The sequence below is a fragment of the Rhodoglobus sp. G.S.4 genome (assembly GCF_056619605.1).
Genome location: NZ_CM152748.1, coordinates 2,354,088 through 2,374,984, shown reverse-complemented (window position 1 = coordinate 2,374,984; position 20,897 = coordinate 2,354,088). Strand labels below are relative to the sequence as shown.

General features: G+C 57.5%; 32 protein-coding genes and 1 pseudogene. 32 read left to right on the top strand and 1 reads right to left on the bottom strand.

Features of this window, described 5'->3' with window-relative positions; translation table 11 throughout:
* Positions 1–4 precede the first annotated feature (4 nt).
* From rplD to AC061P_RS11660, 20 genes and pseudogenes are all read left to right on the top strand, one after another.
* A complete protein-coding gene (gene rplD / locus AC061P_RS11755; RefSeq protein ID WP_449647445.1) occupies positions 5–664 on the top strand; it encodes a 50S ribosomal protein L4 in 660 nt (219 codons plus the stop codon).
* A complete protein-coding gene (gene rplW, locus AC061P_RS11750) occupies positions 661–960 on the top strand; it encodes a 50S ribosomal protein L23 (protein ID WP_010203832.1) in 300 nt (99 codons plus the stop codon). Before rplD ends, rplW begins: the two co-directional genes overlap by 4 nt.
* Before the next feature lie 17 nt (positions 961–977).
* Complete coding sequence (gene rplB / locus AC061P_RS11745) at positions 978–1,817, top strand: 50S ribosomal protein L2 (RefSeq protein ID WP_449647444.1); 840 nt, start codon at positions 978–980, stop codon at positions 1,815–1,817.
* A gap of 15 nt (positions 1,818–1,832) precedes the next feature.
* Complete coding sequence (gene rpsS, locus AC061P_RS11740; protein ID WP_009773127.1) at positions 1,833–2,114, top strand: 30S ribosomal protein S19; 282 nt, start codon at positions 1,833–1,835, stop codon at positions 2,112–2,114.
* Positions 2,115–2,138: 24 nt separating this feature from the next.
* A complete protein-coding gene (gene rplV / locus AC061P_RS11735) occupies positions 2,139–2,531 on the top strand; it encodes a 50S ribosomal protein L22 (protein ID WP_449647443.1) in 393 nt (130 codons plus the stop codon).
* Complete coding sequence (rpsC, locus tag AC061P_RS11730) at positions 2,531–3,346, top strand: 30S ribosomal protein S3 (RefSeq protein ID WP_197106458.1); 816 nt, start codon at positions 2,531–2,533, stop codon at positions 3,344–3,346. Before rplV ends, rpsC begins: the two co-directional genes overlap by 1 nt.
* Before the next feature lie 2 nt (positions 3,347–3,348).
* Positions 3,349–3,768 carry a 50S ribosomal protein L16 gene (rplP, locus tag AC061P_RS11725; RefSeq protein ID WP_009773124.1) on the top strand — a complete coding sequence of 140 codons (420 nt, stop codon included), beginning with the start codon at positions 3,349–3,351 and terminating at the stop codon, positions 3,766–3,768.
* A complete protein-coding gene (gene rpmC / locus AC061P_RS11720; RefSeq protein ID WP_449647442.1) occupies positions 3,768–4,100 on the top strand; it encodes a 50S ribosomal protein L29 in 333 nt (110 codons plus the stop codon). Before rplP ends, rpmC begins: the two co-directional genes overlap by 1 nt.
* Before the next feature lie 2 nt (positions 4,101–4,102).
* Positions 4,103–4,399, top strand: a complete 297-nt coding sequence (gene rpsQ, locus AC061P_RS11715) for a 30S ribosomal protein S17 (protein WP_449647441.1) — start codon at positions 4,103–4,105, stop codon at positions 4,397–4,399.
* The gene (gene rplN / locus AC061P_RS11710; protein WP_449647440.1) at positions 4,399–4,770 is read left to right on the top strand and encodes a 50S ribosomal protein L14; all 372 of its coding nucleotides are present in this window, start codon (positions 4,399–4,401) and stop codon (positions 4,768–4,770) included. Before rpsQ ends, rplN begins: the two co-directional genes overlap by 1 nt.
* Before the next feature lie 2 nt (positions 4,771–4,772).
* Positions 4,773–5,108 (top strand): annotated as a pseudogene (rplX, locus tag AC061P_RS11705) (50S ribosomal protein L24); the annotation flags it as partial.
* Between the two features lie 95 nt (positions 5,109–5,203).
* Complete coding sequence (gene rplE, locus AC061P_RS11700) at positions 5,204–5,794, top strand: 50S ribosomal protein L5 (protein ID WP_449647439.1); 591 nt, start codon at positions 5,204–5,206, stop codon at positions 5,792–5,794.
* 74 nt (positions 5,795–5,868) lie between these two features.
* Positions 5,869–6,267: a 30S ribosomal protein S8 gene (rpsH, locus tag AC061P_RS11695; protein WP_449624131.1), complete on the top strand. Its 399-nt coding sequence runs from the start codon at positions 5,869–5,871 to the stop codon at positions 6,265–6,267.
* Positions 6,268–6,273: 6 nt separating this feature from the next.
* Positions 6,274–6,810, top strand: a complete 537-nt coding sequence (gene rplF / locus AC061P_RS11690; RefSeq protein ID WP_449647438.1) for a 50S ribosomal protein L6 — start codon at positions 6,274–6,276, stop codon at positions 6,808–6,810.
* 2 nt (positions 6,811–6,812) lie between these two features.
* Positions 6,813–7,184 (top strand): 50S ribosomal protein L18, encoded by a 372-nt coding sequence (rplR, locus tag AC061P_RS11685; RefSeq protein ID WP_449647437.1) that lies wholly within the window; start codon positions 6,813–6,815, stop codon positions 7,182–7,184.
* Entirely contained in the window at positions 7,181–7,906 is a 726-nt protein-coding gene (rpsE, locus tag AC061P_RS11680) for a 30S ribosomal protein S5 (protein WP_010203812.1), read from the top strand. The genes rplR and rpsE overlap by 4 nt, the downstream gene beginning before the upstream one ends.
* Entirely contained in the window at positions 7,906–8,091 is a 186-nt protein-coding gene (gene rpmD, locus AC061P_RS11675; protein WP_009773114.1) for a 50S ribosomal protein L30, read from the top strand. Before rpsE ends, rpmD begins: the two co-directional genes overlap by 1 nt.
* Entirely contained in the window at positions 8,091–8,708 is a 618-nt protein-coding gene (gene rplO, locus AC061P_RS11670) for a 50S ribosomal protein L15 (RefSeq protein WP_480391266.1), read from the top strand. Before rpmD ends, rplO begins: the two co-directional genes overlap by 1 nt.
* A 124-nt stretch (positions 8,709–8,832) precedes the next feature.
* Positions 8,833–10,155 carry a preprotein translocase subunit SecY gene (gene secY / locus AC061P_RS11665; RefSeq protein WP_480391265.1) on the top strand — a complete coding sequence of 441 codons (1,323 nt, stop codon included), beginning with the start codon at positions 8,833–8,835 and terminating at the stop codon, positions 10,153–10,155.
* Positions 10,152–10,751, top strand: coding sequence for an adenylate kinase (locus tag AC061P_RS11660; protein ID WP_449647434.1), 600 nt, complete (start codon positions 10,152–10,154; stop codon positions 10,749–10,751). Before secY ends, AC061P_RS11660 begins: the two co-directional genes overlap by 4 nt.
* A 30-nt stretch (positions 10,752–10,781) precedes the next feature.
* Here AC061P_RS11660 and AC061P_RS11655 read toward each other — a convergent pair whose 3' ends face one another.
* Complete coding sequence (locus AC061P_RS11655; protein WP_449647433.1) at positions 10,782–12,668, bottom strand: BglG family transcription antiterminator; 1,887 nt, start codon at positions 12,666–12,668, stop codon at positions 10,782–10,784.
* Positions 12,669–12,796: 128 nt separating this feature from the next.
* On the opposite strand from AC061P_RS11655, the gene AC061P_RS11650 reads away from it, so the two are divergent.
* From AC061P_RS11650 to AC061P_RS11595, 12 genes are all read left to right on the top strand, one after another.
* Positions 12,797–13,129: a PTS sugar transporter subunit IIB gene (locus AC061P_RS11650; RefSeq protein ID WP_449647432.1), complete on the top strand. Its 333-nt coding sequence runs from the start codon at positions 12,797–12,799 to the stop codon at positions 13,127–13,129.
* The gene (locus tag AC061P_RS11645) at positions 13,122–13,388 is read left to right on the top strand and encodes an HPr family phosphocarrier protein (protein WP_449647431.1); all 267 of its coding nucleotides are present in this window, start codon (positions 13,122–13,124) and stop codon (positions 13,386–13,388) included. The genes AC061P_RS11650 and AC061P_RS11645 overlap by 8 nt, the downstream gene beginning before the upstream one ends.
* 56 nt (positions 13,389–13,444) lie before the next feature.
* Complete coding sequence (locus AC061P_RS11640; RefSeq protein WP_449647430.1) at positions 13,445–14,971, top strand: PTS mannitol transporter subunit IIBC; 1,527 nt, start codon at positions 13,445–13,447, stop codon at positions 14,969–14,971.
* Between the two features lie 11 nt (positions 14,972–14,982).
* Complete coding sequence (locus AC061P_RS11635; protein ID WP_449647429.1) at positions 14,983–15,420, top strand: PTS mannitol transporter subunit IIA; 438 nt, start codon at positions 14,983–14,985, stop codon at positions 15,418–15,420.
* Positions 15,417–16,550: a mannitol-1-phosphate 5-dehydrogenase gene (locus AC061P_RS11630; protein ID WP_480391264.1), complete on the top strand. Its 1,134-nt coding sequence runs from the start codon at positions 15,417–15,419 to the stop codon at positions 16,548–16,550. The genes AC061P_RS11635 and AC061P_RS11630 overlap by 4 nt, the downstream gene beginning before the upstream one ends.
* Positions 16,551–16,694: 144 nt before the next feature.
* On the top strand, positions 16,695–16,916 hold the full coding sequence (gene infA / locus AC061P_RS11625; RefSeq protein ID WP_009773103.1) for a translation initiation factor IF-1: 222 nt from the start codon (positions 16,695–16,697) through the stop codon (positions 16,914–16,916).
* Positions 16,917–16,992: 76 nt separating this feature from the next.
* Complete coding sequence (gene rpmJ, locus AC061P_RS11620; RefSeq protein ID WP_449647427.1) at positions 16,993–17,109, top strand: 50S ribosomal protein L36; 117 nt, start codon at positions 16,993–16,995, stop codon at positions 17,107–17,109.
* A 179-nt stretch (positions 17,110–17,288) separates the two neighbouring features.
* Entirely contained in the window at positions 17,289–17,663 is a 375-nt protein-coding gene (gene rpsM, locus AC061P_RS11615; RefSeq protein ID WP_009773101.1) for a 30S ribosomal protein S13, read from the top strand.
* Positions 17,664–17,714: 51 nt separating this feature from the next.
* A complete protein-coding gene (gene rpsK / locus AC061P_RS11610) occupies positions 17,715–18,113 on the top strand; it encodes a 30S ribosomal protein S11 (protein WP_009773100.1) in 399 nt (132 codons plus the stop codon).
* Positions 18,114–18,277: 164 nt separating this feature from the next.
* A complete protein-coding gene (locus AC061P_RS11605; RefSeq protein WP_219950252.1) occupies positions 18,278–19,273 on the top strand; it encodes a DNA-directed RNA polymerase subunit alpha in 996 nt (331 codons plus the stop codon).
* A gap of 38 nt (positions 19,274–19,311) precedes the next feature.
* Positions 19,312–19,836: a 50S ribosomal protein L17 gene (gene rplQ, locus AC061P_RS11600; RefSeq protein ID WP_026037551.1), complete on the top strand. Its 525-nt coding sequence runs from the start codon at positions 19,312–19,314 to the stop codon at positions 19,834–19,836.
* Between the two features lie 73 nt (positions 19,837–19,909).
* Positions 19,910–20,830, top strand: coding sequence for a tRNA pseudouridine synthase A (locus AC061P_RS11595; RefSeq protein WP_449647425.1), 921 nt, complete (start codon positions 19,910–19,912; stop codon positions 20,828–20,830).
* The last annotated feature ends 67 nt before the right edge of the window (positions 20,831–20,897 follow it).

The following is a 20,897-nucleotide window of genomic DNA, read 5'->3' as shown; positions in this document are numbered from 1 at the left end:
ACACATGGCTACCTCCATCGACGTCATCGACGCCAAGGGCAAGAAGGTCGACTCTGTTGAGCTTCCCGCCGAAATCTTCGACGTGCAGACCAACGTTCCCCTCATCCACCAAGTTGTTGTCGCTCAGCGCGCAGCAGCACGTCAGGGTACGCACAACACCCTGCGTCGCGGTGAAGTTTCGGGTTCAGGTCGCAAGCCGTTCAAGCAGAAGGGAACCGGTCGCGCTCGTCAGGGCTCGATCCGTGCTCCTCAGATGAAGGGTGGTGGAATCGTTCACGGTCCACACCCGCGTGATTACTCACAGCGCACCCCCAAGAAGATGATTGCTGCAGCACTTCGCGGCACATTGTCCGACCGGGCTCGCGGTGAGCGCATTCACGTCATCGACGCTCTGTCCGTAGACAACAAGCCTTCGACGAAGACTGTTTCGGCACTGCTCACGAGCATCGCTCCGAGCAAGAACGTTCTCGTCGTGCTTCAGCGCGAAGATGCGATCAGCCTCAAGAGCATTCGTAACCTCGACTCGGTTCACGTTTTGTCCTACGACCAGCTCAACGCCTACGACGTCGTCGTCAGCGACGACATCGTGTTCAGCAAGGGCGCTTTCGACGCGTTCGTTGCGTTCAACACCAAGTCTTCGAACAAGGAAGAGGTCAGCGCATGACCGTCACGTACAAGGACCCACGCGACATCATCATCGCTCCCGTGGTTTCCGAGAAGAGCTACAACCTGATCGACATGGGTAAGTACACCTTCGAGGTAGACCCCCGTGCGAACAAGACCGAGATCAAGCTCGCTATTGAGAAGATCTTCAGCGTCAAGGTCGATTCGGTCAACACGTTGAACCGCACGGGCAAGACCCGTCGTACCCGTTTCGGTATGGGCAAGCGCAAGGACACCAAGCGCGCCATCGTCACGCTCAAGTCCGGTTCCATCGACATCTTCACCGCTGTCGGCTAGGGACCAAGGAGAAACTAATGGCTATTCGCAAGTACAAGCCCACGACGCCTGGTCGTCGTGGATCCTCGGTTGCAGACTTTGCTGAGATCACCCGTTCGACCCCAGAGAAGTCGCTTCTGCGCCCTCTGCCGAAGACTGGTGGCCGCAACAACGCAGGTCGCATCACGAGCCGTCACGTTGGTGGTGGCCACAAGCGCCAGTACCGCGTCATCGACTTCAAGCGCAACGACAAAGACGGCGTAAACGCCCGCGTTGCCGAGATCGAGTACGACCCCAACCGCACCGCACGTATCGCACTGCTTCACTTTGTTGATGGCACAAAGCGCTACATCATTGCGCCTAACAAGCTCAAGCAGGGCGACATCATCGAGTCGGGTGCCGGTGCTGACATCAAGCCAGGCAACAACCTGCCGATGAAGAACATCCCCGTGGGTACGGTCATTCACATGATCGAGCTTCGCCCCGGTGGTGGCGCCAAGATGGCCCGCTCCGCTGGTGCATCTGTTCGACTCGTTGCAAAAGAAGGCCCCTACGCGCAGCTGCGTTTGCCTTCCGGAGAAATCCGCAACGTTGACGTTCGTTGCCGTGCAACGATCGGCGAGGTCGGCAATGCCGAGCAGTCGAACATCAACTGGGGTAAGGCCGGCCGTATGCGCTGGAAGGGTGTCCGCCCAACAGTGCGTGGTGTCGCCATGAACCCCGTCGACCACCCCCACGGTGGTGGTGAGGGTAAGACGTCCGGTGGACGTCACCCCGTTTCCCCTTGGGGCCAGGCAGAGGGGCGCACTCGTAAGCGCAAACTGCCCAGTGACAAGCTCATCGTTCGCCGCCGCAATGTCGGCAAGAAGCGCAAGTAGTAGGAGAGTCAGAAGATGCCACGCAGTCTGAAGAAGGGCCCCTTCGTCGACGACCACCTCCTACAAAAGGTTGTCAAGGCGAACGAAGCCAAGAGCAAGAACGTAATCAAGACCTGGTCGCGCCGCTCAATGATCGTTCCAGCAATGCTGGGTCACACGATCGCGGTTCACGATGGTCGCAAGCACATTCCGGTATTCATCACGGAAACCATGGTTGGTCACAAGCTCGGCGAGTTCTCGCCGACACGTACCTTCCGCGGACACGTGAAGGACGACAAGAAGGGTCGTCGCCGCTAACGCGGTGGCGTAGGAGGTAGAGAAATGGTGGAGTCGATCGCACGTGTGCGTCACATCCGCGTGACCCCTATGAAGGCTCGTCGCGTTGTCAACATGATCCGCGGCAAGCAAGCACAGGAAGCATTGGCTATTTTGAAGTTCGCACCTCAGGGTGCTAGCGAGCCGGTGTACAAGCTTGTTGCGTCTGCAATCGCCAACGCGCGAGTCAAGGCAGATGCAGCAAACAGCTACTTGGACGAGCAGGATCTGATCATCTCGAAGGCGTTTGTCGATGATGGAGCCACGTTGAAGCGTTTCCAGCCGCGTGCCCAGGGCCGTGCGTTCCAGATTTTGAAGCGCACCAGCCACATCACGATTGTTCTGGCCACGCCAGACCACGTCGTTGAAGCCAAGGCCGACAAGGCAGGGAAGAAGTAATGGGACAGAAGGTAAACCCCTACGGTTTCCGTCTAGGAATCACCACCGACCACGTGTCGCGTTGGTTCTCTGACAGCACCAAGCCGGGTCAGCGTTACAGCGACTACGTTGCAGAGGATGTAAAAATCCGCAATCTGCTCAAGTCGAACCTCGACCGCGCAGGTGTTGCTCGCATTGAAATCGAGCGCACCCGTGACCGCGTTCGCGTAGACATTCACACTGCCCGTCCGGGCATTGTGATCGGTCGCCGCGGCGCCGAGGCAGAGCGTATTCGTGGAGAGCTCGAAAAGCTCTCCGGTAAGCAGATTCAGCTGAACATCCTCGAGGTCAAGAACCCCGAGGCTGAAGCTCAGCTCGTTGCACAGGGAATCGCCGAGCAGCTCGCTGCTCGTGTCGCTTTCCGTCGTGCAATGCGCAAGGGTCTTCAGGGCGCCCAGCGCGTTGGTTCGGTCAAGGGTGTTCGCATCCAGGTATCGGGTCGTTTGGGTGGCGCAGAAATGAGCCGCTCAGAGTACTACCGCGAAGGACGCGTTCCGCTGCACACGCTGCGCGCAAACATCGACTACGGCTTCTACGAGGCTAAGACCACGTTCGGTCGTATCGGTGTCAAGGTGTGGGTCTACAAGGGCGACATCACCAACAAGGAGCTCGCTCGCGAGCAGGCTAACCAGAAGTCGTCGCGTCCAGAGCGTCGCGATGGTGGCGACCGTGGCGGTCGTCGCACCGGTGGCCCTTCGTCCGCACCGAAAGCTGAAGCACCCAAGGCAGAAGCCCCCAAGGCCGACGCACCGGTTGCAGCAGGAGTTGAGGCATAACAATGTTGATTCCGCGTAAGGTCAAGTACCGCAAGCAGCACCACCCCTCCCGTAGCGGCCACGCTACCGGTGGAACCACGGTGTCGTTCGGCGAGTACGGAATTCAGGCTCTGACGCCGGCATACGTAACGAACCGCCAAATTGAGGCAGCTCGTATCGCTATGACGCGTCACATCAAGCGTGGTGGAAAGGTGTGGATTAACATCTACCCCGACCGCCCGCTCACCAAAAAGCCCGCCGAAACCCGCATGGGTTCCGGTAAGGGTTCGCCCGAGTGGTGGGTCGCCAACGTCAAGCCAGGTCGCGTGCTCTTTGAGCTCAGCGGCGTGGACGAGACGACTGCGCGCGAAGCACTCACTCGTGCTATTCACAAGCTGCCCCTCAAGGCACGCATCATCAAGCGCGAGGAGGGCGACGCATAATGGCGATCGGATCCAAGGAGCTAGCCCCAGTCGAGCTAGACACTTTTGAAGACGAACGATTGATTGACGAGCTGAAGAAGGCGAAGGAAGAACTTTTCAACCTTCGTTTCCAGGCCGCAACCGGTCAACTGGAAAGCCACGGACGTATTCGCGCTGTCAAGCGCGACATCGCTCGCATCTACACGGTTATCCGTGAGCGCGAGCTGGGCATCCGTGCAACTCCTGCTGCTATCGAGGCTCCTGCCAAGGAGACCAAGAAGCGCAGCACCAAGAAGGCAGTCGCAGCGGATGAAACCGCAGCAGACGCCACTGACGAGACGAAGGAGGCGTAGTCATGGCCAAAGTTGAAGACAAGAAGACCGCGGAGACCGCCGAGGTCGCTCGTGGGTACCGTAAGACCCGTCGCGGAATCGTAACGAGCGACAAGATGGACAAGACCATCGTTGTCATCGTTGAAGACCGCGTAAAGCACCCGTTGTACGGCAAGGTCATCCGCCGTAACTCCAAGGTGAAGGTTCACGACGAGGCCAATGTGGCCGGCGTCGGTGACTCCGTTCTAATCAGCGAGACCCGTCCGCTCAGCGCCACGAAGCGCTGGCGTCTGGTCGAGATCCTCGAAAAGGCTAAGTAATGCTTCAGCAGGAATCCCGAGTAAAGGTTGCCGATAACACCGGCGCCAAGGAGCTCCTCACGATTCGCGTTCTCGGTGGCTCAGGCCGTCGTTACGCCGGTCTCGGCGATGTCATTGTGGCAACCGTAAAAGACGCGATTCCTGGCGGAAACGTCAAGAAGGGTGAGGTCGTCAAGGCCGTCATCGTTCGCGTCATCAAGCAGACTCGTCGTTCAGACGGTTCATACATCAAGTTTGATGAGAACGCAGCCGTAATCCTTAAGTCTGAGGGTGGAGACCCCCGCGGTACTCGTATCTTCGGACCGGTCGGCCGTGAACTTCGTGACAAGAAGTTCATGAAGATCATCTCTCTCGCACCGGAGGTGCTGTAGTTATGGCAAAGATTCGCAAGGGTGACCTCGTACAGGTCATCAGCGGCCCGACCGAAGAACGTGGCGGAAGCCGCGGCAAGCAGGGTCGCGTTATCCGTGTAATCGCTGGAAAAGACCGCGTCGTCGTGGAGGGTGTCAACTTCGTCACCAAGCACGTCAAGGTTGGTCAGACTCAGCGTGGCACCAAGACCGGTGGTATCGAGACGATGGAGGCACCGATTCACGTGTCCAACATTGCTCTCGTTGACCCCGAGACCAAGCTCCCGGCTCGTGTTGGCTTCACTGTTGGCACCGATGACCGTGGAAAGACCACACGCGAGCGCTTCTTCAAGAAGTCGCGCCGCGTAGAGACCAAGAAGTCGAAGGCAGCTAAGGCTGAGCCCAAGGCTTCGACGAAGGATGCCGAGAAGGCAACCGAGAAGGACGCAGACTAATGACGACGACTGCACCTGCAGCTGGCAAAATCCAGCCGCGCCTTAAGCAGAAGTACCGCACTGAAATTGCGGCGCAGCTCAAGAAGGATCTTGGATTCACCAACGTGCACCAGATTCCGGGGATCGTTAAGGTCGTCGTGAACACTGGTGTCGGTGAAGCTGCTCGCGATGGAAAGATCATCGATGGGGCCGTCAAGGACCTCACTGCGATCACCGGTCAGAAGCCGTATGTAACTAGCGCACGCAAGTCGATCGCTCAGTTCAAGCTTCGTGAAGGACAGCCCATTGGCGCACACGTTACCCTTCGTGGTGACCGCGCTTGGGAGTTCCTTGACCGCCTGATCTCGCTTGCTCTTCCCCGTATCCGCGACTTCCGCGGCCTCTCGGACAAGCAGTTCGATGGCAACGGTAACTACACGTTCGGCCTCACGGAGCAGTCAATGTTCCACGAGATCGATCAGGACAAGATTGACCGCGTTCGTGGTTTCGACATCACAATCGTTACCACTGCAAAGAACAACGAAGAGGGCCGTGCGCTGTTGAAGGCACTCGGATTCCCGTTCCGTTCAGCAGAGAACGCATCTAACTAACCAAGTATCACCAATCGACCAGGTCGGCCTTCGTGTAACGGATGCCGAAACCAGTTGAGACAGGAAACAACATAATGACAATGACAGATCCGGTCGCTGACATGCTGACCAGACTGCGCAACGCCAATTCGGCGCACCACGACAGCGTTTCAATGCCTAACAGCAAGCTGAAGTCGCGCCTGGCTGAAATGCTCAAAGCAGAGGGATACATCCTCAGCTTCAGCACCGAGGACGCTCGCGTGGGCCAGACCCTCACGATCGAACTCAAGTACAGCCCCACTCGCGAGCGTTCCATCAAGGGAATCAAGCGCGTTTCGAAGCCTGGCCTTCGTGTATACGCTCGCTCAACCGAAATCCCCAAGGTTCTTGGCGGACTCGGCGTGGCAATTTTGTCCACCTCCTCTGGTCTTCTGACCGACAAAGAGGCGACTAAGAAGGGCGTAGGTGGGGAAGTCCTCGCTTACGTGTGGTAACTCAAAATGTCACGAATCGGAAGACTTCCTATTGATGTCCCCGCTGGTGTCACAATCACCATCGATGGACAAAACGTCGCGGTAAAGGGCCCGAAGGGTGAGCTCGCGCTCACCGTCAAGGCTCCCATCGCTGTAGCGCTTGAAGAGGGCCAGGTTCTCGTAACCCGTCCCAACGACGAGCGCGAATCGCGTTCGCTTCACGGCCTCACCCGTACGCTGATCGCTAACCAGATCGTTGGTGTCACCGACGGTTACACCAAGGGCCTTGAGGTTGTTGGTACTGGTTACCGTGTTACGGCAAAGGGCAGCTCAGTTGAGTTTGCTCTCGGGTACTCACACTCGATCACCGTTGACCCGCCCGCAGGCATTAGCTTCGCGGTCGAGGGAAACAACAAACTAGTTGTCAGCGGCATCGACAAGCAGGCGGTTGGCGAAGTAGCAGCCAACATTCGTAAATTGCGCAAGCCAGAGCCTTACAAGGGCAAGGGTGTGCGCTACGCCGGCGAAGTTGTTCGTCGCAAGGCCGGAAAGAGTGGTAAGTAGACATGGCTCTCGGAACCAGAGGTAAGAGCAAGTCGGCCGCTAAGGGCCGCAGGCACGCACGTCTCCGCAAGAAGGTCGTGGGCACTGAGGTGCGCCCCCGTCTCGTGGTTACGCGTTCAGCGCGTCACGTATTCGTTCAGGTTGTGGATGACTCCAAGGGAGTCACCGTAGCCTCAGCTTCGACCATGGAGTCGGACATGCGTACGTTTGACGGCGACAAGACCGCTAAGGCACGCAAGATCGGTGAAATGGTCGCCGCGCGCGCCAAGGATGCCGGCGTTGACGCTGTCGTATTTGATCGTGGTGGAAGCCGCTACGCAGGTCGCGTTGCAGCTGTCGCCGACGGAGCGCGAGAGGGTGGATTGAACCTGTGAGCGACAACGTGGACAACAAGACAACTAACAAGGAGCAGGCCGTGGCCGCTGAGGCGACTAGCGCCATCTCCGTACCTGAGGTCGTCGTAGACGCCCCAGCAACCGACGTCACAAGCGAGCCTCGCGAGGCTCGTCGTGGCGGCCGTGAGCGTGGCCCCGACCGTGGTGGCCGTGGCGGAAACAACAGCCGCGACAACGACAAGAACCAGTTCCTGGAGCGCGTCGTCACCATCAACCGTGTATCGAAGGTCGTCAAGGGTGGTCGTCGCTTTAGCTTCACCGCGCTCGTCGTCGTCGGTGACGGAAATGGCATGGTTGGTGTCGGTTACGGCAAGGCTCGCGAGGTTCCTCTCGCGATTTCTAAGGGTGTTGAAGAGGCGAAGAAGAACTTCTTCCGCGTTCCTCGCGTCGCCGCATCGATTCCTCACTCGGTCCAGGGCGAGGCTGCTGCAGGCGTAGTTCTGCTGCGTCCCGCATCCGCTGGTACCGGTGTTATCGCCGGTGGTCCCGTTCGCGCCGTACTCGAGTGCGCCGGAATTCACGACGTTCTCAGCAAGTCGCTCGGTTCCTCGAACACGATCAACATCGTTCACGCTACGGTCGCAGCACTCAAGCAGCTCGAAGAGCCTCGCTCGGTAGCCGCTCGTCGTGGCCTCGATGCAGAACACGTTATCCCGGCACGCTTGCTGCGCGCCGAGGCTGAAGCTAAGGCAGGTGTCTGATGGCTGGTCGCCTGAAGGTAACCCAGATCAAGTCCAAAATTAGTGAGAAGCAGAACCAACGCGACACGCTGCGGAGCCTCGGGCTCAAGCGCATCGGATCCGTTGTTGTGCGCGAGGACAACTCGCAGAACCGTGGTTACGTCAACACGGTTGCTCACCTTGTCAAGGTCGAGGAGATTGACTAATGGCTGACGAGAAAGAAACTCCAAAGAAGGCCGCAGCCCCCAAGGCTGCTGCCACCAAGAAGGCTGCACCTGCGAAGGCAACGACAGCTAAGGCTGCACCTGCGAAGGCTGCAACCAAGGCTCCTGCTGCAAAGTCCTCGACCGCTAAGACGGCGTCGAGTGACGATGTGGCAAGTCGCCCGCAGGTTCTGAAGATGCACCACCTCCGTCCCGCTGCCGGTGCTAAGAAAGACCGCATGCGAGTCGGCCGTGGTGAAGGCTCCAAGGGTAAGACCGCGGGCCGTGGAACCAAGGGAACCAAGGCGCGCTACAACATGCGTGTTGGTTTCGAAGGTGGAAACATCAACTTCGTAATGCGTGCACCTAAGCTGCGCGGATTCAAGAACCCGTTCCGCGTTGAATACCAGGTTGTAAACCTTGAGAAGCTCGCGGAACTTTACCCCAAGGGTGGCGATGTAACCATCGCTGATCTCGTGTCCAAGGGCGCCGTTCGCAAGAACGAAAAGGTCAAGGTTCTTGGTCAGGGTGATATTGCGGTTAAGCTGAATGTTGCAGTTGACAAAGTCTCTGGCTCAGCAGAGCAGAAGATTGTTGCGGCCGGCGGTTCGGTTCAGTAACTGTCACTGCGCGAGACGTTAGTGTCGCGCTGGTCACACCGGTGACCAAAGCAGACAGGATGGGTGGGGAATCCCGCATAGGGGTTCCCCATTCGCCCGCAGTACATAGATAATCGGAGGCCTTGTGTTTAAAGCTGTCGCGCGGATTGTTCGCACGCCTGACCTTCGCAGGAAGATCGGGTTCACACTAGGCATCATTGCGCTGTTTAGGCTTGGCTCCTTCATCCCAGCGCCGTTCGTCGACTTTGGCAATGTTCAGCTGTGTCTTGCAGCTAACTCGTCCAGTGGCGGACTGTATGACCTCATCAACCTCTTCAGTGGTGGGGCGCTCCTTCAACTTTCCGTATTTGCGCTCGGAATCATGCCGTACATCACGGCATCGATCATCGTGCAACTACTGCGTGTGGTAATCCCACACTTCGAGACTCTTCACAAAGAGGGTCAGTCTGGCCAGTCAACACTGACCCAGTACACGCGTTACCTCACCATTGCTCTCGCAATCCTTCAGTCAACGACGCTGATCACGGTTGCCAGAAGTGGCGCACTCTTCCAGTCAGCCGGTGTTGCTGAATGTAGCCAACTGATCACCAACGACGCGTGGTACGCCATCCTGCTCATGGTCATCACGATGACCGCCGGCACCGGCCTCATTATGTGGATGGGTGAATTGGTCACCGAACGTGGAATCGGTAACGGAATGTCGTTGCTGATCTTCACCTCGATCGCTGCAACCTTCCCGAGCGCGCTCTGGGGCATCTACGTCAGCAGCGGAATCGAAATCTTCGTTCTCGTGCTGCTGATGGGCATCCTCATCATGGGCGCAGTCGTGTTTGTTGAACAATCGCAGCGACGCATTCCCGTTCAGTATGCAAAGCGCATGGTCGGCCGACGCACCTACGGCGGCAACAACACGTACATTCCGATCAAGGTCAACATGGCCGGCGTGATCCCCGTGATCTTCGCCTCCTCGCTGTTGTACCTGCCAGCATTGATCGCAAACTTCAACCAGCCACAAGCTGGTGAGACCTCTGCAGCATGGGTCGTCTGGATCCAGAACAACCTGGTATCCGGCGATAGCCCGATCTACATGATCGGTTACTTCCTGCTGATCGTAGGCTTTACCTACTTCTACGTTGCTATTACATTCAACCCCGAAGAAGTTGCCGACAACATGAAGAAGTACGGCGGCTTCATCCCCGGTATTCGCGCTGGTCGACCGACCGCAGAATACCTCGACTACGTTTTGACTCGCGTTACTTTGCCTGGCTCGCTCTACTTGGGCCTAGTGGCAATGATTCCGTTGATCGCGTTCGTCGTCATCGGGGCCAACCAAAATTTCCCATTCGGCGGAGCAAGCATCCTGATTATCGTTGGTGTCGGTCTTGAGACCGTCAAGCAAATCGATTCGCAGTTGCAGCAGCGCCATTACGAAGGTTTGTTGCGTTGACACGACTCCTATTGATTGGCCCACCCGGCGCGGGCAAGGGCACGCAAGCAGCGCGTCTCGCTGAAATTTATGGAATCCCTGCAATTTCCACCGGTGACATTTTTCGCAGCAATGTGAAGAATGGCACCGAACTGGGAACCAAAGCGAAGGCATTCATGGATGCCGGCGATAACGTCCCTGATTCCCTCACAAACGAGCTCATCCGTAGCCGACTCGAAGAGGCCGATGCGCAAGACGGTTTCTTGCTCGATGGCTACCCGCGAACGACCGACCAGGTCCGTGAGCTTGACGCATTCTTGGCTAGCCATGGTGCTGCCCTCGACGTCGTCGTTGAGCTTGAAGCAGACCCAGAGGTCGTTGTCGATCGACTGCGTAAACGTGCGCTTGAACAGGGCCGCAGCGACGATACCGAAGCTGTCGTTCGTCATCGTCTTGAGGTCTACAGCGAGCAGACCGCGCCGCTGATCAAGGTATATGCCGCTCGCGACGTGCTCGTCACGATCGATGCACTTGGTGAGATCGATGCCGTCACTGCACGCATCACCGACGCTCTCATTGAGCGCGGAATCGTCGCGACAGACTCCTCGTCTCTCTAGTTCTCGAAACCGCCTAGTTCTCGAAACCGCCTAGTTCTCGATACCGCGCACTAGTTCGTCAATAAACGTTGGAAAGTCGACGGCCTTTCTGACGAGCTGCTGCACATAATCGCGATCCGAAAATACTGTCACGAACTGGTCGAACACTGTTTGGAAAGTTGTTCGGCCGGCGGCGCTAAACGCGATCAACGCGATCACATTCACGCGGTTCTCGCCCCACTGCATTGGTGTCTCGTTGATGACGATACTGATTGCGGTTCGATGGGCGTTCATCGTCATCGCGTGCGGAACCGCGAGAGCGTCCGTGAATGCAGTTGACGACATCCGTTCTCGTTCGATGGCTCCCGTGATGTAGTCGCGTTCTATGACGCCAGCTTCGATCATCCGGTTTCCGAGCGCTTCGATCATGGCCTCTTCGCTTGGGGCACTGAAATTTCGCAGGAATAGCGCCGGATCAAAGAAACGGAGAAGCTCATCGGTGAGGGCGCGACGACGACGCAACCTGCGCACCCGCCCGATGGTCTTTCGGATGCTGTCGACATCCGTTTCTGTCAGGAACGGCTGAATGAGCACAACGTTGTCGGCGAACGAGCGGAGGTCGATAGTCGTGAGCACGAGATCGGTAGACAGCTCGGCGAGATCCACGTCGGTGCGAGTGATCACGATGCGGAGTTGAAGCTCGTCTCCAAGAACAGTCTCGATTCGTTCACGAAGGATGACGTGAAGGTCGTGATAGTTGGGGCAGACGAGCGCCGCCGTCAGTCGGACCTCGCGCTTGGCCTGTCGCTCCAAATGTGATCCGACGTGAAGGGCGATATACGAGATCTCGTCATCGTGGATCGTGATTCGCTCGCTGCGTTGGACTTCCGCCGCGATAAAGACCGCCAACTCGTAAATCATGGGATAACTGGTCTTGATCGACCGAGTCATTGGATTTCGCGAATACGAGAGGTCTTGAGCGCGCAAGATTAGGTTGCGAACGTGAAGTGACAATCGCATGATGAAGTCGTCGTCGTCGAGGTCGACAAGGTACTCCTCGCCCACATGGTGCACGGTTCGGCGAATCCGAGTGATGAGTTCTTCGAGATCGACATCGGAAGTTGAGCTTGCATCCGTGCCGCGGGTAATCACCCGCGTAGTGAGAAGGATCTCTATTTCGTTGAGTTCATCACGAGCGAGATTCACGGAGAAATGTGCCGCGATCAGGGCTCCGAGCTCGTTGGTGAACTCAGGTGCCGCATCGGCAAGTGCCGGGCTCGCTGGTGAGGTTCGATCTGCGGCAATGGCTACGTGAAGCAGCACATGATTAATGCCGTACTCATTTACGAAATAGCCGTGGGCGTCGAGAAGGTCGAGCAGTGAGGTTTTGAAGGCACGAAGGTCTGATGACTCAAATTCGCGCTGAATACTTGCAAGCTCTAAGAAACCTTGAGTGTCTTCGTGGCGGAACATCTTGCTCAGAAGTCGTCTCAGATTTGGCTCAGTGCCCGACAACACTACTAAGGCACCGCGTCGGATGAGCGAGAGACCCTCTTCGGTAACGACCGTCTTGATCTTGCGGAGATCCGCCTCGATCGTCGACTCACTCACAAAGAAACTATCTGCCAGAGCATGGATGTCGATGCCCTCAGGGGCATCACCAAGCCGTCGAACGAGGTGGTATTGGCGATCTCGAGGTCGTTCGGTGTCCCGATTGGATGCACTCTTGAGAAATTCCGCATAGTTATCGCGGTGCAGACGGTAGCCGGCTGTCGATGACTCGATGACTTCGAGGGGGAGCGCCGACGACTTAACCGCGGTGACGTAGCTGCGAACGCTGCGGGTGGTCACGCCGAGCTTGTCTGCGAGTTCGGCCGCAGTCACCCAACCCTCGGCCTGGGCGAGGTGTTCGATTAGTCGTGCATGGTTATCGAGCATCAGGTAACCATTCTCCCGTATGAACGCTTCCGCGGGTGCGGAATGTTCTCTATTGGAGCTGTCCTACGTCTTCACGCCACCATAGAGACTGGAAAGAGTTCGAGTGGTGCTCGCAAGGAGGCGACAACATGTCATCAGTGCTGGTTGTGTGCGGTGCAGGTGCATCAAGTACTTTCTTGGCGCATGCTCTTCGCAATCAAGCGGCCGTCCGCGGCATCAAACACACTTTCATTCCGGCTAGCGTCTCGGCTTTGAGCATGCCGTTGACTTCGGTGGATGTCGTCTTGGTGAGTGCGCACGTCACTGACTTCTTTGAGCAAGCGAAAGCCGCAGCAGAACTAATCGGCGCGACTGCGCTGCAGCTACCCATGCTGAGTTTCACTGCCGCGGGCGCTGACATTGCGCTCGACCTGCTCGATTCTCTCCCTCACGCAACAACAGAAAGCAGAAATCATGGCTGAAAATACTCTTCAGGTTGCGTCATCGCATGGGCTTCACGCCCGTCCGGCGTCGCTCTTTGCGCAAGCGGCCGCAGCATCCGGGATTGCCGTCACCATTTCAAAGGGTGACAAGTCAGTCAACGCTGCCAGCATTTTGAGCGTCATTTCGCTCGGCGTCAGCCACGGTGACGAAGTCACAATTGCGGCAGACGGCGAAGGCGCCGACGCGATCATTGCGGAACTCACCGAAATTCTCAGTACCGATCACGACGAAAGCTAGTCGTGTTCGGTCGCTTCCCTCGCAGTATCCCAACATCACAGATATCGGAGTAAAAAATGACAACGTCGTCTACGACCGCCTCGACAGGCGGTGCACGCGTAGGAGTCCAGAAGTTTGGAACCTTCGTCAGTGGAATGGTGATGCCCAATATTGCGGCATTCATCGCCTGGGGCTTCATCACCGCACTATTCATTCAGACTGGTTGGCTGCCGCTGCTCGGCATCGACCCGGTTTGGGTTCAACAGCTCGGTGGTTGGAGTCTCGATCCTGAAGTAACGAACACCGGTCTTGTCGGGCCGATGATCGTCTACTTACTCCCTCTGTTGATCGCTAACACCGGTGGACGCATGGTCTACGGCACCCGAGGTGGAGTTGTCGCAACGATCGCTACCGTCGGCGTCATCGTCGGTGCCGGCATTCCGATGTTCCTCGGTGCGATGCTGGTTGGTCCCAGCTCGGCTTGGGTCATGAAGAAGATTGACGCGCTGTGGGCGGGAAAGATTCGTCCCGGCTTCGAAATGCTCGTCGACAATTTCTCCGCCGGGATTGTGGCTATGTTGCTTGCGATTGCCTCGTTCTTCCTGATTGCGCCGATCGTTACCGCGATTAGCAAGGGGCTCGAAGGCATCATTGGCTTCCTCGTTGACAACAGCCTGCTGCCGCTCGCGAGCATCTTCGTTGAGCCGGGTAAGATCCTCTTCCTCAACAACGCGATCAACCACGGTGTCTTTACGCCGCTCGGTACCGCTGAGTCGCTGGACAAGGGACAGTCGATCCTCTTCCTCATCGAAGCAAACCCTGGCCCCGGCCTCGGGATCCTGCTTGCCTTCGTTGTTTTCGGTGTCGGTCTGCTGCGCGCGAGCGCTCCCGGCGCGATCCTGATTCAGTTCGTTGGCGGTATTCACGAGATCTACTTCCCCTACGTACTGGCTAAGCCGCTTCTCGTTGTTGCGGCGATCGCTGGTGGAGCTACTGGTGTTCTTACGAACGTCATCTTCCAGTCCGGTCTGCGTGCTCCGGCATCCCCGGGATCGATCATCGCGGTCATTGCACAGACGCCTCCGGGAAGCATCGTTGGCGTTCTGCTGTCGGTTGTCTTCTCGGCTGCAGTGTCGTTTGCCGTCGCTGCCGTCATCATCCGTGCCGGTCGCAAGCGTGACCTCGAGGCAATGGCTAACGGCGACGATGCACTTGCTGCAGCCGTTGCTAAGAACGCTGCCAACAAGGGTCGCGACAGCTCGGTAGGCGACCTGCTCGGAACCGGCGCAGCTGCTGGTGCCGCTGCCGGAACGGCTACCGCTACGAAGATCCAGAATGTGGTCTTCGCTTGCGACGCCGGTATGGGTTCGAGCGCCATGGGCGCGACAGTTCTGCGCAACAAGTTCGCTAAGGCTGGCATCGAAGGCGTCAACGTCACGAATAAGGCGATCGCGAACCTTGATGGCACTGAGGACCTCGTCATCACTCAGGACAAGCTCACGGAACGCGCTCAGCAGAAGGTTCCCGGCGCAATCCATGTTTCTGTTGATAACTTCATGAACAGTCCGAAATACGATGAAGTCGTAAACATGGTTGGCAAGTAACAGGAGACATCATGAGCAAGGTACTCGAGCTAGACCAGATCACAGCGGCTGGCACCGCCCGCACTAAAGAGGAAGCGATCGCTGAGGCGGCCGAGATTCTCATCGCTGCTGGTGCGGTAACGCCCGAGTACCTTGGCTTCATGAAGGCCCGTGAAGAGTTGACTTCAACCTTCATGGGCAACTTCCTAGCCATTCCGCACGGCACGAACGAGGGCAAGGACACGATCTTGTCGTCTGCGCTCTCGTTCGTGCGGTACGCGGATCCCATCGATTGGGATGGCAACGAGGTTCGCTTCGTTGTCGGCATCGCTGGAAAAGACGGTGGCCACATGGACACCCTCGCCGCTGTTGCCACAATCTTTAGCGACAACGATGAAGTGCAGAAGCTCATCGACGCCTCGAGCAAAGAAGAGCTCCTCTCGCTGCTCAGCGAATTGAACAACGCATGAAGGCCGTTCACTTTGGAGCAGGAAACATCGGTCGCGGCTTTGTCGGATTGATTTTGCACAAAGCGGGCTACGAGATTGTGTTCGCGGATGTCGCGGCAGAACTCATCGACCGCCTCGCCTCGGCTGACAGCTATCAAGTCCACGAAGTTGGCGCAGAGCCCCACACGTGGACCGTCGATAACTTTCGGGCACTCAACAGTGCAACCCATGAAGCAGCCGTGGTCGAGGAGATCGCCACCGCCGCCATGGTCACCACGGCTGTTGGTCCCAACATTCTCAAGTTCGTAGCGCCGCTCATCGCACAAGCAATCGAGGCGCGATCGGCAGACCGAGCACCATTGCACGTGTTGGCATGTGAGAACGCGCTCTATGCAACGAACATCCTGCGGGCTGAAATTGCTGTTTCTGTCAACGCGGAGATCTTGGCCGCCAAGGCAATCTTCGCCAACACTGCTGTCGACCGCATCGTGCCAGCGCAGGACCCAGCGGCAGGGCTTGACGTTACCGTTGAAGACTTCTTTGAGTGGGCCATCGAAAGCGGACCATTCGGCGACAGTGTTCCGGAGATTGCCGACGTTCATTTCGTGACCGATCTTGAGCCGTACATCGAGCGGAAACTCTTCACGGTGAATACGGGTCATGCGACGCTCGCCTACCATGGCCATGTCCGAGGGGCGGAAACCCTGGTTGCGGCGATGGCGATCGCTGAGGTCGCTGCCGAAGTCGACGCCGTTCTGGCTGAGACCAGCCAAATGCTTATCGCAAAGCATGGGTTCGATGCCGCCGACCATGCGGCGTACGTGAGCACCTGCATCCGACGGTTCGGTAATCAATACTTGCCGGATACTCCAGAACGAGTTGGGCGTAGCCCACTACGAAAGCTTTCGCGCAACGAACGCTTCATCAGCCCCGCGGCAGTGCTTGCCGCAGCGGGCACCAGACCAAGCGCATTATTGCGTGCCGTGGGTGCAGCGCTTCAGTTTGATGTCGCCGGCGATCCTGAGAGCGTGAGGATGCTGGAGCTGCGCGCATCGCTTTCCGCCGAGGATTTCGTGGCGAAGGTTATGGACTTGCACGAGGGGGATCCGCTTTATGGGGATGCCGTTGAAACTGTGAAGGCGCAATCTTAGCCCCAGCTTGGCGAAACGCCCGGGATTAGCGTAGGCTTGATCTTTGGTGTTTCAGGCCTATTTTTTCGTGCCTAGATTTTTTCGAAAGTCACTCACCACAATCCACGCAGACCAGCGAACTCCACTTATAGCGACGAAGAGGCTATGGCCAAAAAAGACGGTGTCATTGAGATTGAAGGAGCAGTAGTTGAAGCTCTGCCCAACGCGATGTTTCGTGTTGAGCTAAGTAACGGCCACGTAGTGCTTGCTCATATCTCCGGCAAAATGCGACAGAACTACATTCGAATCCTTCCGGAAGACCGTGTGGTTGTCGAGTTGAGCCCGTATGACCTGACTCGCGGCCGGATCACCTACCGCTACAAGTAACGAGCGCTGGAAAGTAACGTCCACTGTTCCTTTGCAGGACAAGTGGAACGACGACAGCGATTCACAAGGAAAAACTATGAAGGTAGCACCCAGCGTCAAGCCCATGTGTGACCACTGCCGCGTTATTCGCCGCAACGGTCGCGTCATGATTATCTGCAAGTCGAACCCGCGTCACAAGCAACGCCAGGGCTAAGGTTCCGCGAACAGATCGCACCGCGCGCGACGAGAAATCGTCGCGGCACACAACTAAATACAGCTAAATAGCAACACCAGATCTGCAACTTACGAGAGCGAGAAGCAGGGACACCACCGGTTGGAGGCCGGTGCACAGGTGCTGCTACAGACCTCCACTCACTAACAGGAGAAGCCACTATGGCACGTCTAGCCGGCGTCGACATCCCACGCGACAAGCGTGTAGAGGTCGCACTGACTTACATTTACGGTGTTGGCCGCACGAGGGCACTCAAAACCCTCGCCGACACACAAATCAGCGGAGAAATCCGCGTTCACGATCTCACCGATGACCAGCTCATCGCCCTTCGTGACTACATCGAAGGAAACTTCCAAGTAGAAGGTGACCTTCGCCGTGAGGTCGCAGCAGACATTCGCCGCAAGGTTGAAATCGGCAGCTACCAGGGTATCCGTCACCGCAAGGGACTGCCCGTTCACGGACAGCGCACGAAGACCAACGCTCGTACCCGCAAGGGCCCGAAGCGCACCGTAGCCGGCAAGAAGAAGGCCCGATAGACCCTGGGTTCATTCCCAGCGTCGTCGCCATCAAAGTTTTAGGAGAAAACAATGGCAGCACCAAAATCGGCCGCTCGTAAGCCGCGTCGTAAAGAAAAGAAGAATGTTGCAGTGGGCCAGGCTCACATCAAGTCAACCTTCAACAACACCATCGTCACCATCACTGACCCCACCGGTGCAGTACTTGCCTGGTCATCGTCAGGTGTCGTCGGCTTCAAGGGCTCGCGCAAGTCGACCCCTTATGCAGCACAGATGTCCGCTGAGTCGGCTGCGCGCCAGGCTCAGGAGCACGGTGTCAAGAAGGTAGACGTTTTCGTCAAGGGACCGGGTTCAGGTCGCGAAACTGCGATCCGTTCGCTGCAGGCTGCTGGCCTCGAAGTGGGTTCGATCAACGACGTAACACCGCAGACGCACAACGGTTGCCGTCCGCCCAAGCGTCGTCGCGTTTAGTTTCACGCCGTACTAGCTAGGTAACTAGCTAGTGCTGGCGTCGTGGCGAGGGCCCGTTGTGGCCCTCGCTCACCGCTCCAGCGCACAACTCAATACAACGTCGGGCCAGCCACCCGTCGCCCACAAGTGTCATATAGCGGACACTTTGCCGAAAGGAATCACCAGTGCTCATTGCACAGCGTCCCACCCTTGCTGAGGAGAACATCTCCGAATTCCGTTCACGGTTCGTTATCGAACCGCTTGAGCCCGGTTTCGGTTACACCCTCGGAAACTCCATCCGTCGTACCCTTCTTTCGTCGATCCCCGGAGCAGCTGTCACCAGCATCCGTATTGACGGCGTACTCCACGAGTTCAGCACCGTCGCCGGTGTTAAAGAAGATGTCACCGAGGTCATCCTCAACATCAAGAACCTCGTCGTTTCCAGCGAGCACGACGAACCCATCACCGCTTACCTGCGCAAGCAGGGCGCTGGTGAGGTCACGGCTGCTGACATTTCTGCGCCTGCCGGTGTAGAGATTCACAACCCTGAACTCGTCATCGCAACGCTCAATGACAAGGCCAAGTTTGAACTTGAGCTGACGATCGAGCGTGGCCGTGGTTACGTCACCGCAACGCAGAACCGCAGCGAATTTAGCGAAGCCGGCCAAATTCCGGTCGACTCGATTTACTCGCCAGTACTCAAGGTCACTTACCGTGTCGAGGCAACTCGTGCCGGTGAGCGCACTGACTTTGACCGTCTCGTTGTTGATGTCGAAACTAAGTCGGCAATCACCCCACGTGACGCCATCGCGTCAGCCGGTCGTACCTTGACCGAGCTGTTTGGACTCGCTCGCGAGCTCAACACTGCAGCTGAGGGTATTGAGATTGGTCCAGCACCGGTTGACGCCGTGCTTTCGACCGAGCTCAGCATGCCGATCGAAGATCTTGATCTTTCGGTGCGCAGCTACAACTGTCTCAAGCGCGAAGGCATCAACACCGTAAGTGAACTGGTGGCTCTGTCGGAGACCCAGCTCATGAACATCCGCAACTTCGGTCAGAAGTCGGTTGACGAAGTACGCGACAAGCTTGTCGAAATGGGACTGTCGTTGAAAGACAGCGTTCCCGGATTCGACAGCGCGCACTTCTACGGCGGATACGCCGACGACGAGACCAACGCTTGAGCCACTGGCTCGAACCTTTGACACTGGAGAATTAGAAAATGCCTACACCTACTAAGGGCCCGCGTCTCGGCGGTGGACCGGCGCACGAGCGCCACATGCTCGCCAACTTGGCAGCAGCCCTGTTCACTCACAAGAGCATCAAGACAACGGAAATGCGTGCCAAGCGCCTGCGTCCCGTTGCTGAGCGCCTGATCACGTTCGCGAAGAAGGGTGACCTGCACAACCGTCGCCGCGCGCTCGGAATCATCGGCGACAAGACTGTCATCCACGAACTCTTCACGGTCATTGCACCGCAGGTTGAGAACCGCGATGGTGGCTACACCCGCATCACGAAGCTTGGTTTCCGCAAGGGAGACAACGCATCGATGGTTCAGATGGAGCTCGTTCTTGAGCCCGTTACACCGAAGAAGAAGTCGCCGAAGGCCGCCGCCAAGGCTGAGCCCAAGGCTGCTGCAGAAGAGCCCGCCGTTGAGGAAGCTCCCGTCGAAGAAGTCGCAACCGAAGACGTAGCCGTTGAGGCTCCTGCTGAGGACGCTGCTGCAGAGACTGCAGAAGAGAAGTAACTTTCTTCGTTAGAGAAAACCCCGGTTCCGCCTCGTGCGGGCCGGGGTTTTCTTCGTGAAATAGGATTGACTAATGGATCAGCCGATTGCTCACACCGACAATGGTGACGTTCTTGATCCTCAGATGACCCGTCTGCGACTCGATATTTCGTACGACGGCACAAACTTTTTTGGGTGGGGAAAGCAGCCAGTTCTCCGCACCGTTCAGGGCACAATTGAAGACGCACTCGGCGTGATCTTTCGCCGCTTCGGGGTGATCCCCTCCCTCGTCGTTGCCGGTCGAACGGATGCCGGGGTGCACGCGAGCGGGCAGGTCGCTCACCTTGATCTGACTGATGCCCAGCTCCGCAGCCTTGATCGGCCACGTCGGGGGAATATGGGCGGAAAGCGTTATGACGGGCCAGCATCGTTGGCCCGGCGTATCAACGGAATCGCCGGGCTCGAAGCTGATATCCATGTCTCGAGCTCTGAGATTGCCGCTGAAGGCTTCGACGCACGTTTTTCTCCGCTGTGGCGTCGGTACGAGTACCGCATCGCTGACAATGAGTCGCCGCGGGACCCGCGCTATCGAAACCACACGGTGTGGTATCCCGCGACGCTCGATGTCGATGCCATGAACACTGCGGCAAAGGAACTACTGGGGCTCCACGACTGGGCGGCATATTGTAAGCCGCGCGAGGGTGCGTCAACGGTCCGGTGGCTTGAACATTTCAGTTGGCGACGCAATGAAGAAGGAATTATCGTTGCCGAGGTGCGTGCTGACGCGTTTTGCCACAGCATGGTGCGATCGCTTGTTGGTGCTGGCGTTTTCGTTGGCCAGGGCAAGCTTGATGTTGCTCGTCCGTTCGAGATTCGTGATGAACGATCGAAGGGGAGCGAGTACAAGGTCATGCCGGCGAAAGGACTCACGCTCGTCGAGGTCGGCTATCCACCGGACGAGGGTCTGGCGGCACGCGCAGAACTCACCCGATCGCACCGTGATCCGATGGACTAGCGTCAGCGGAGTGTTTGCTGCGTAGCCAAAGTTCCGCTATTGTTGACCCTTGGTGTCTGCGCTATAA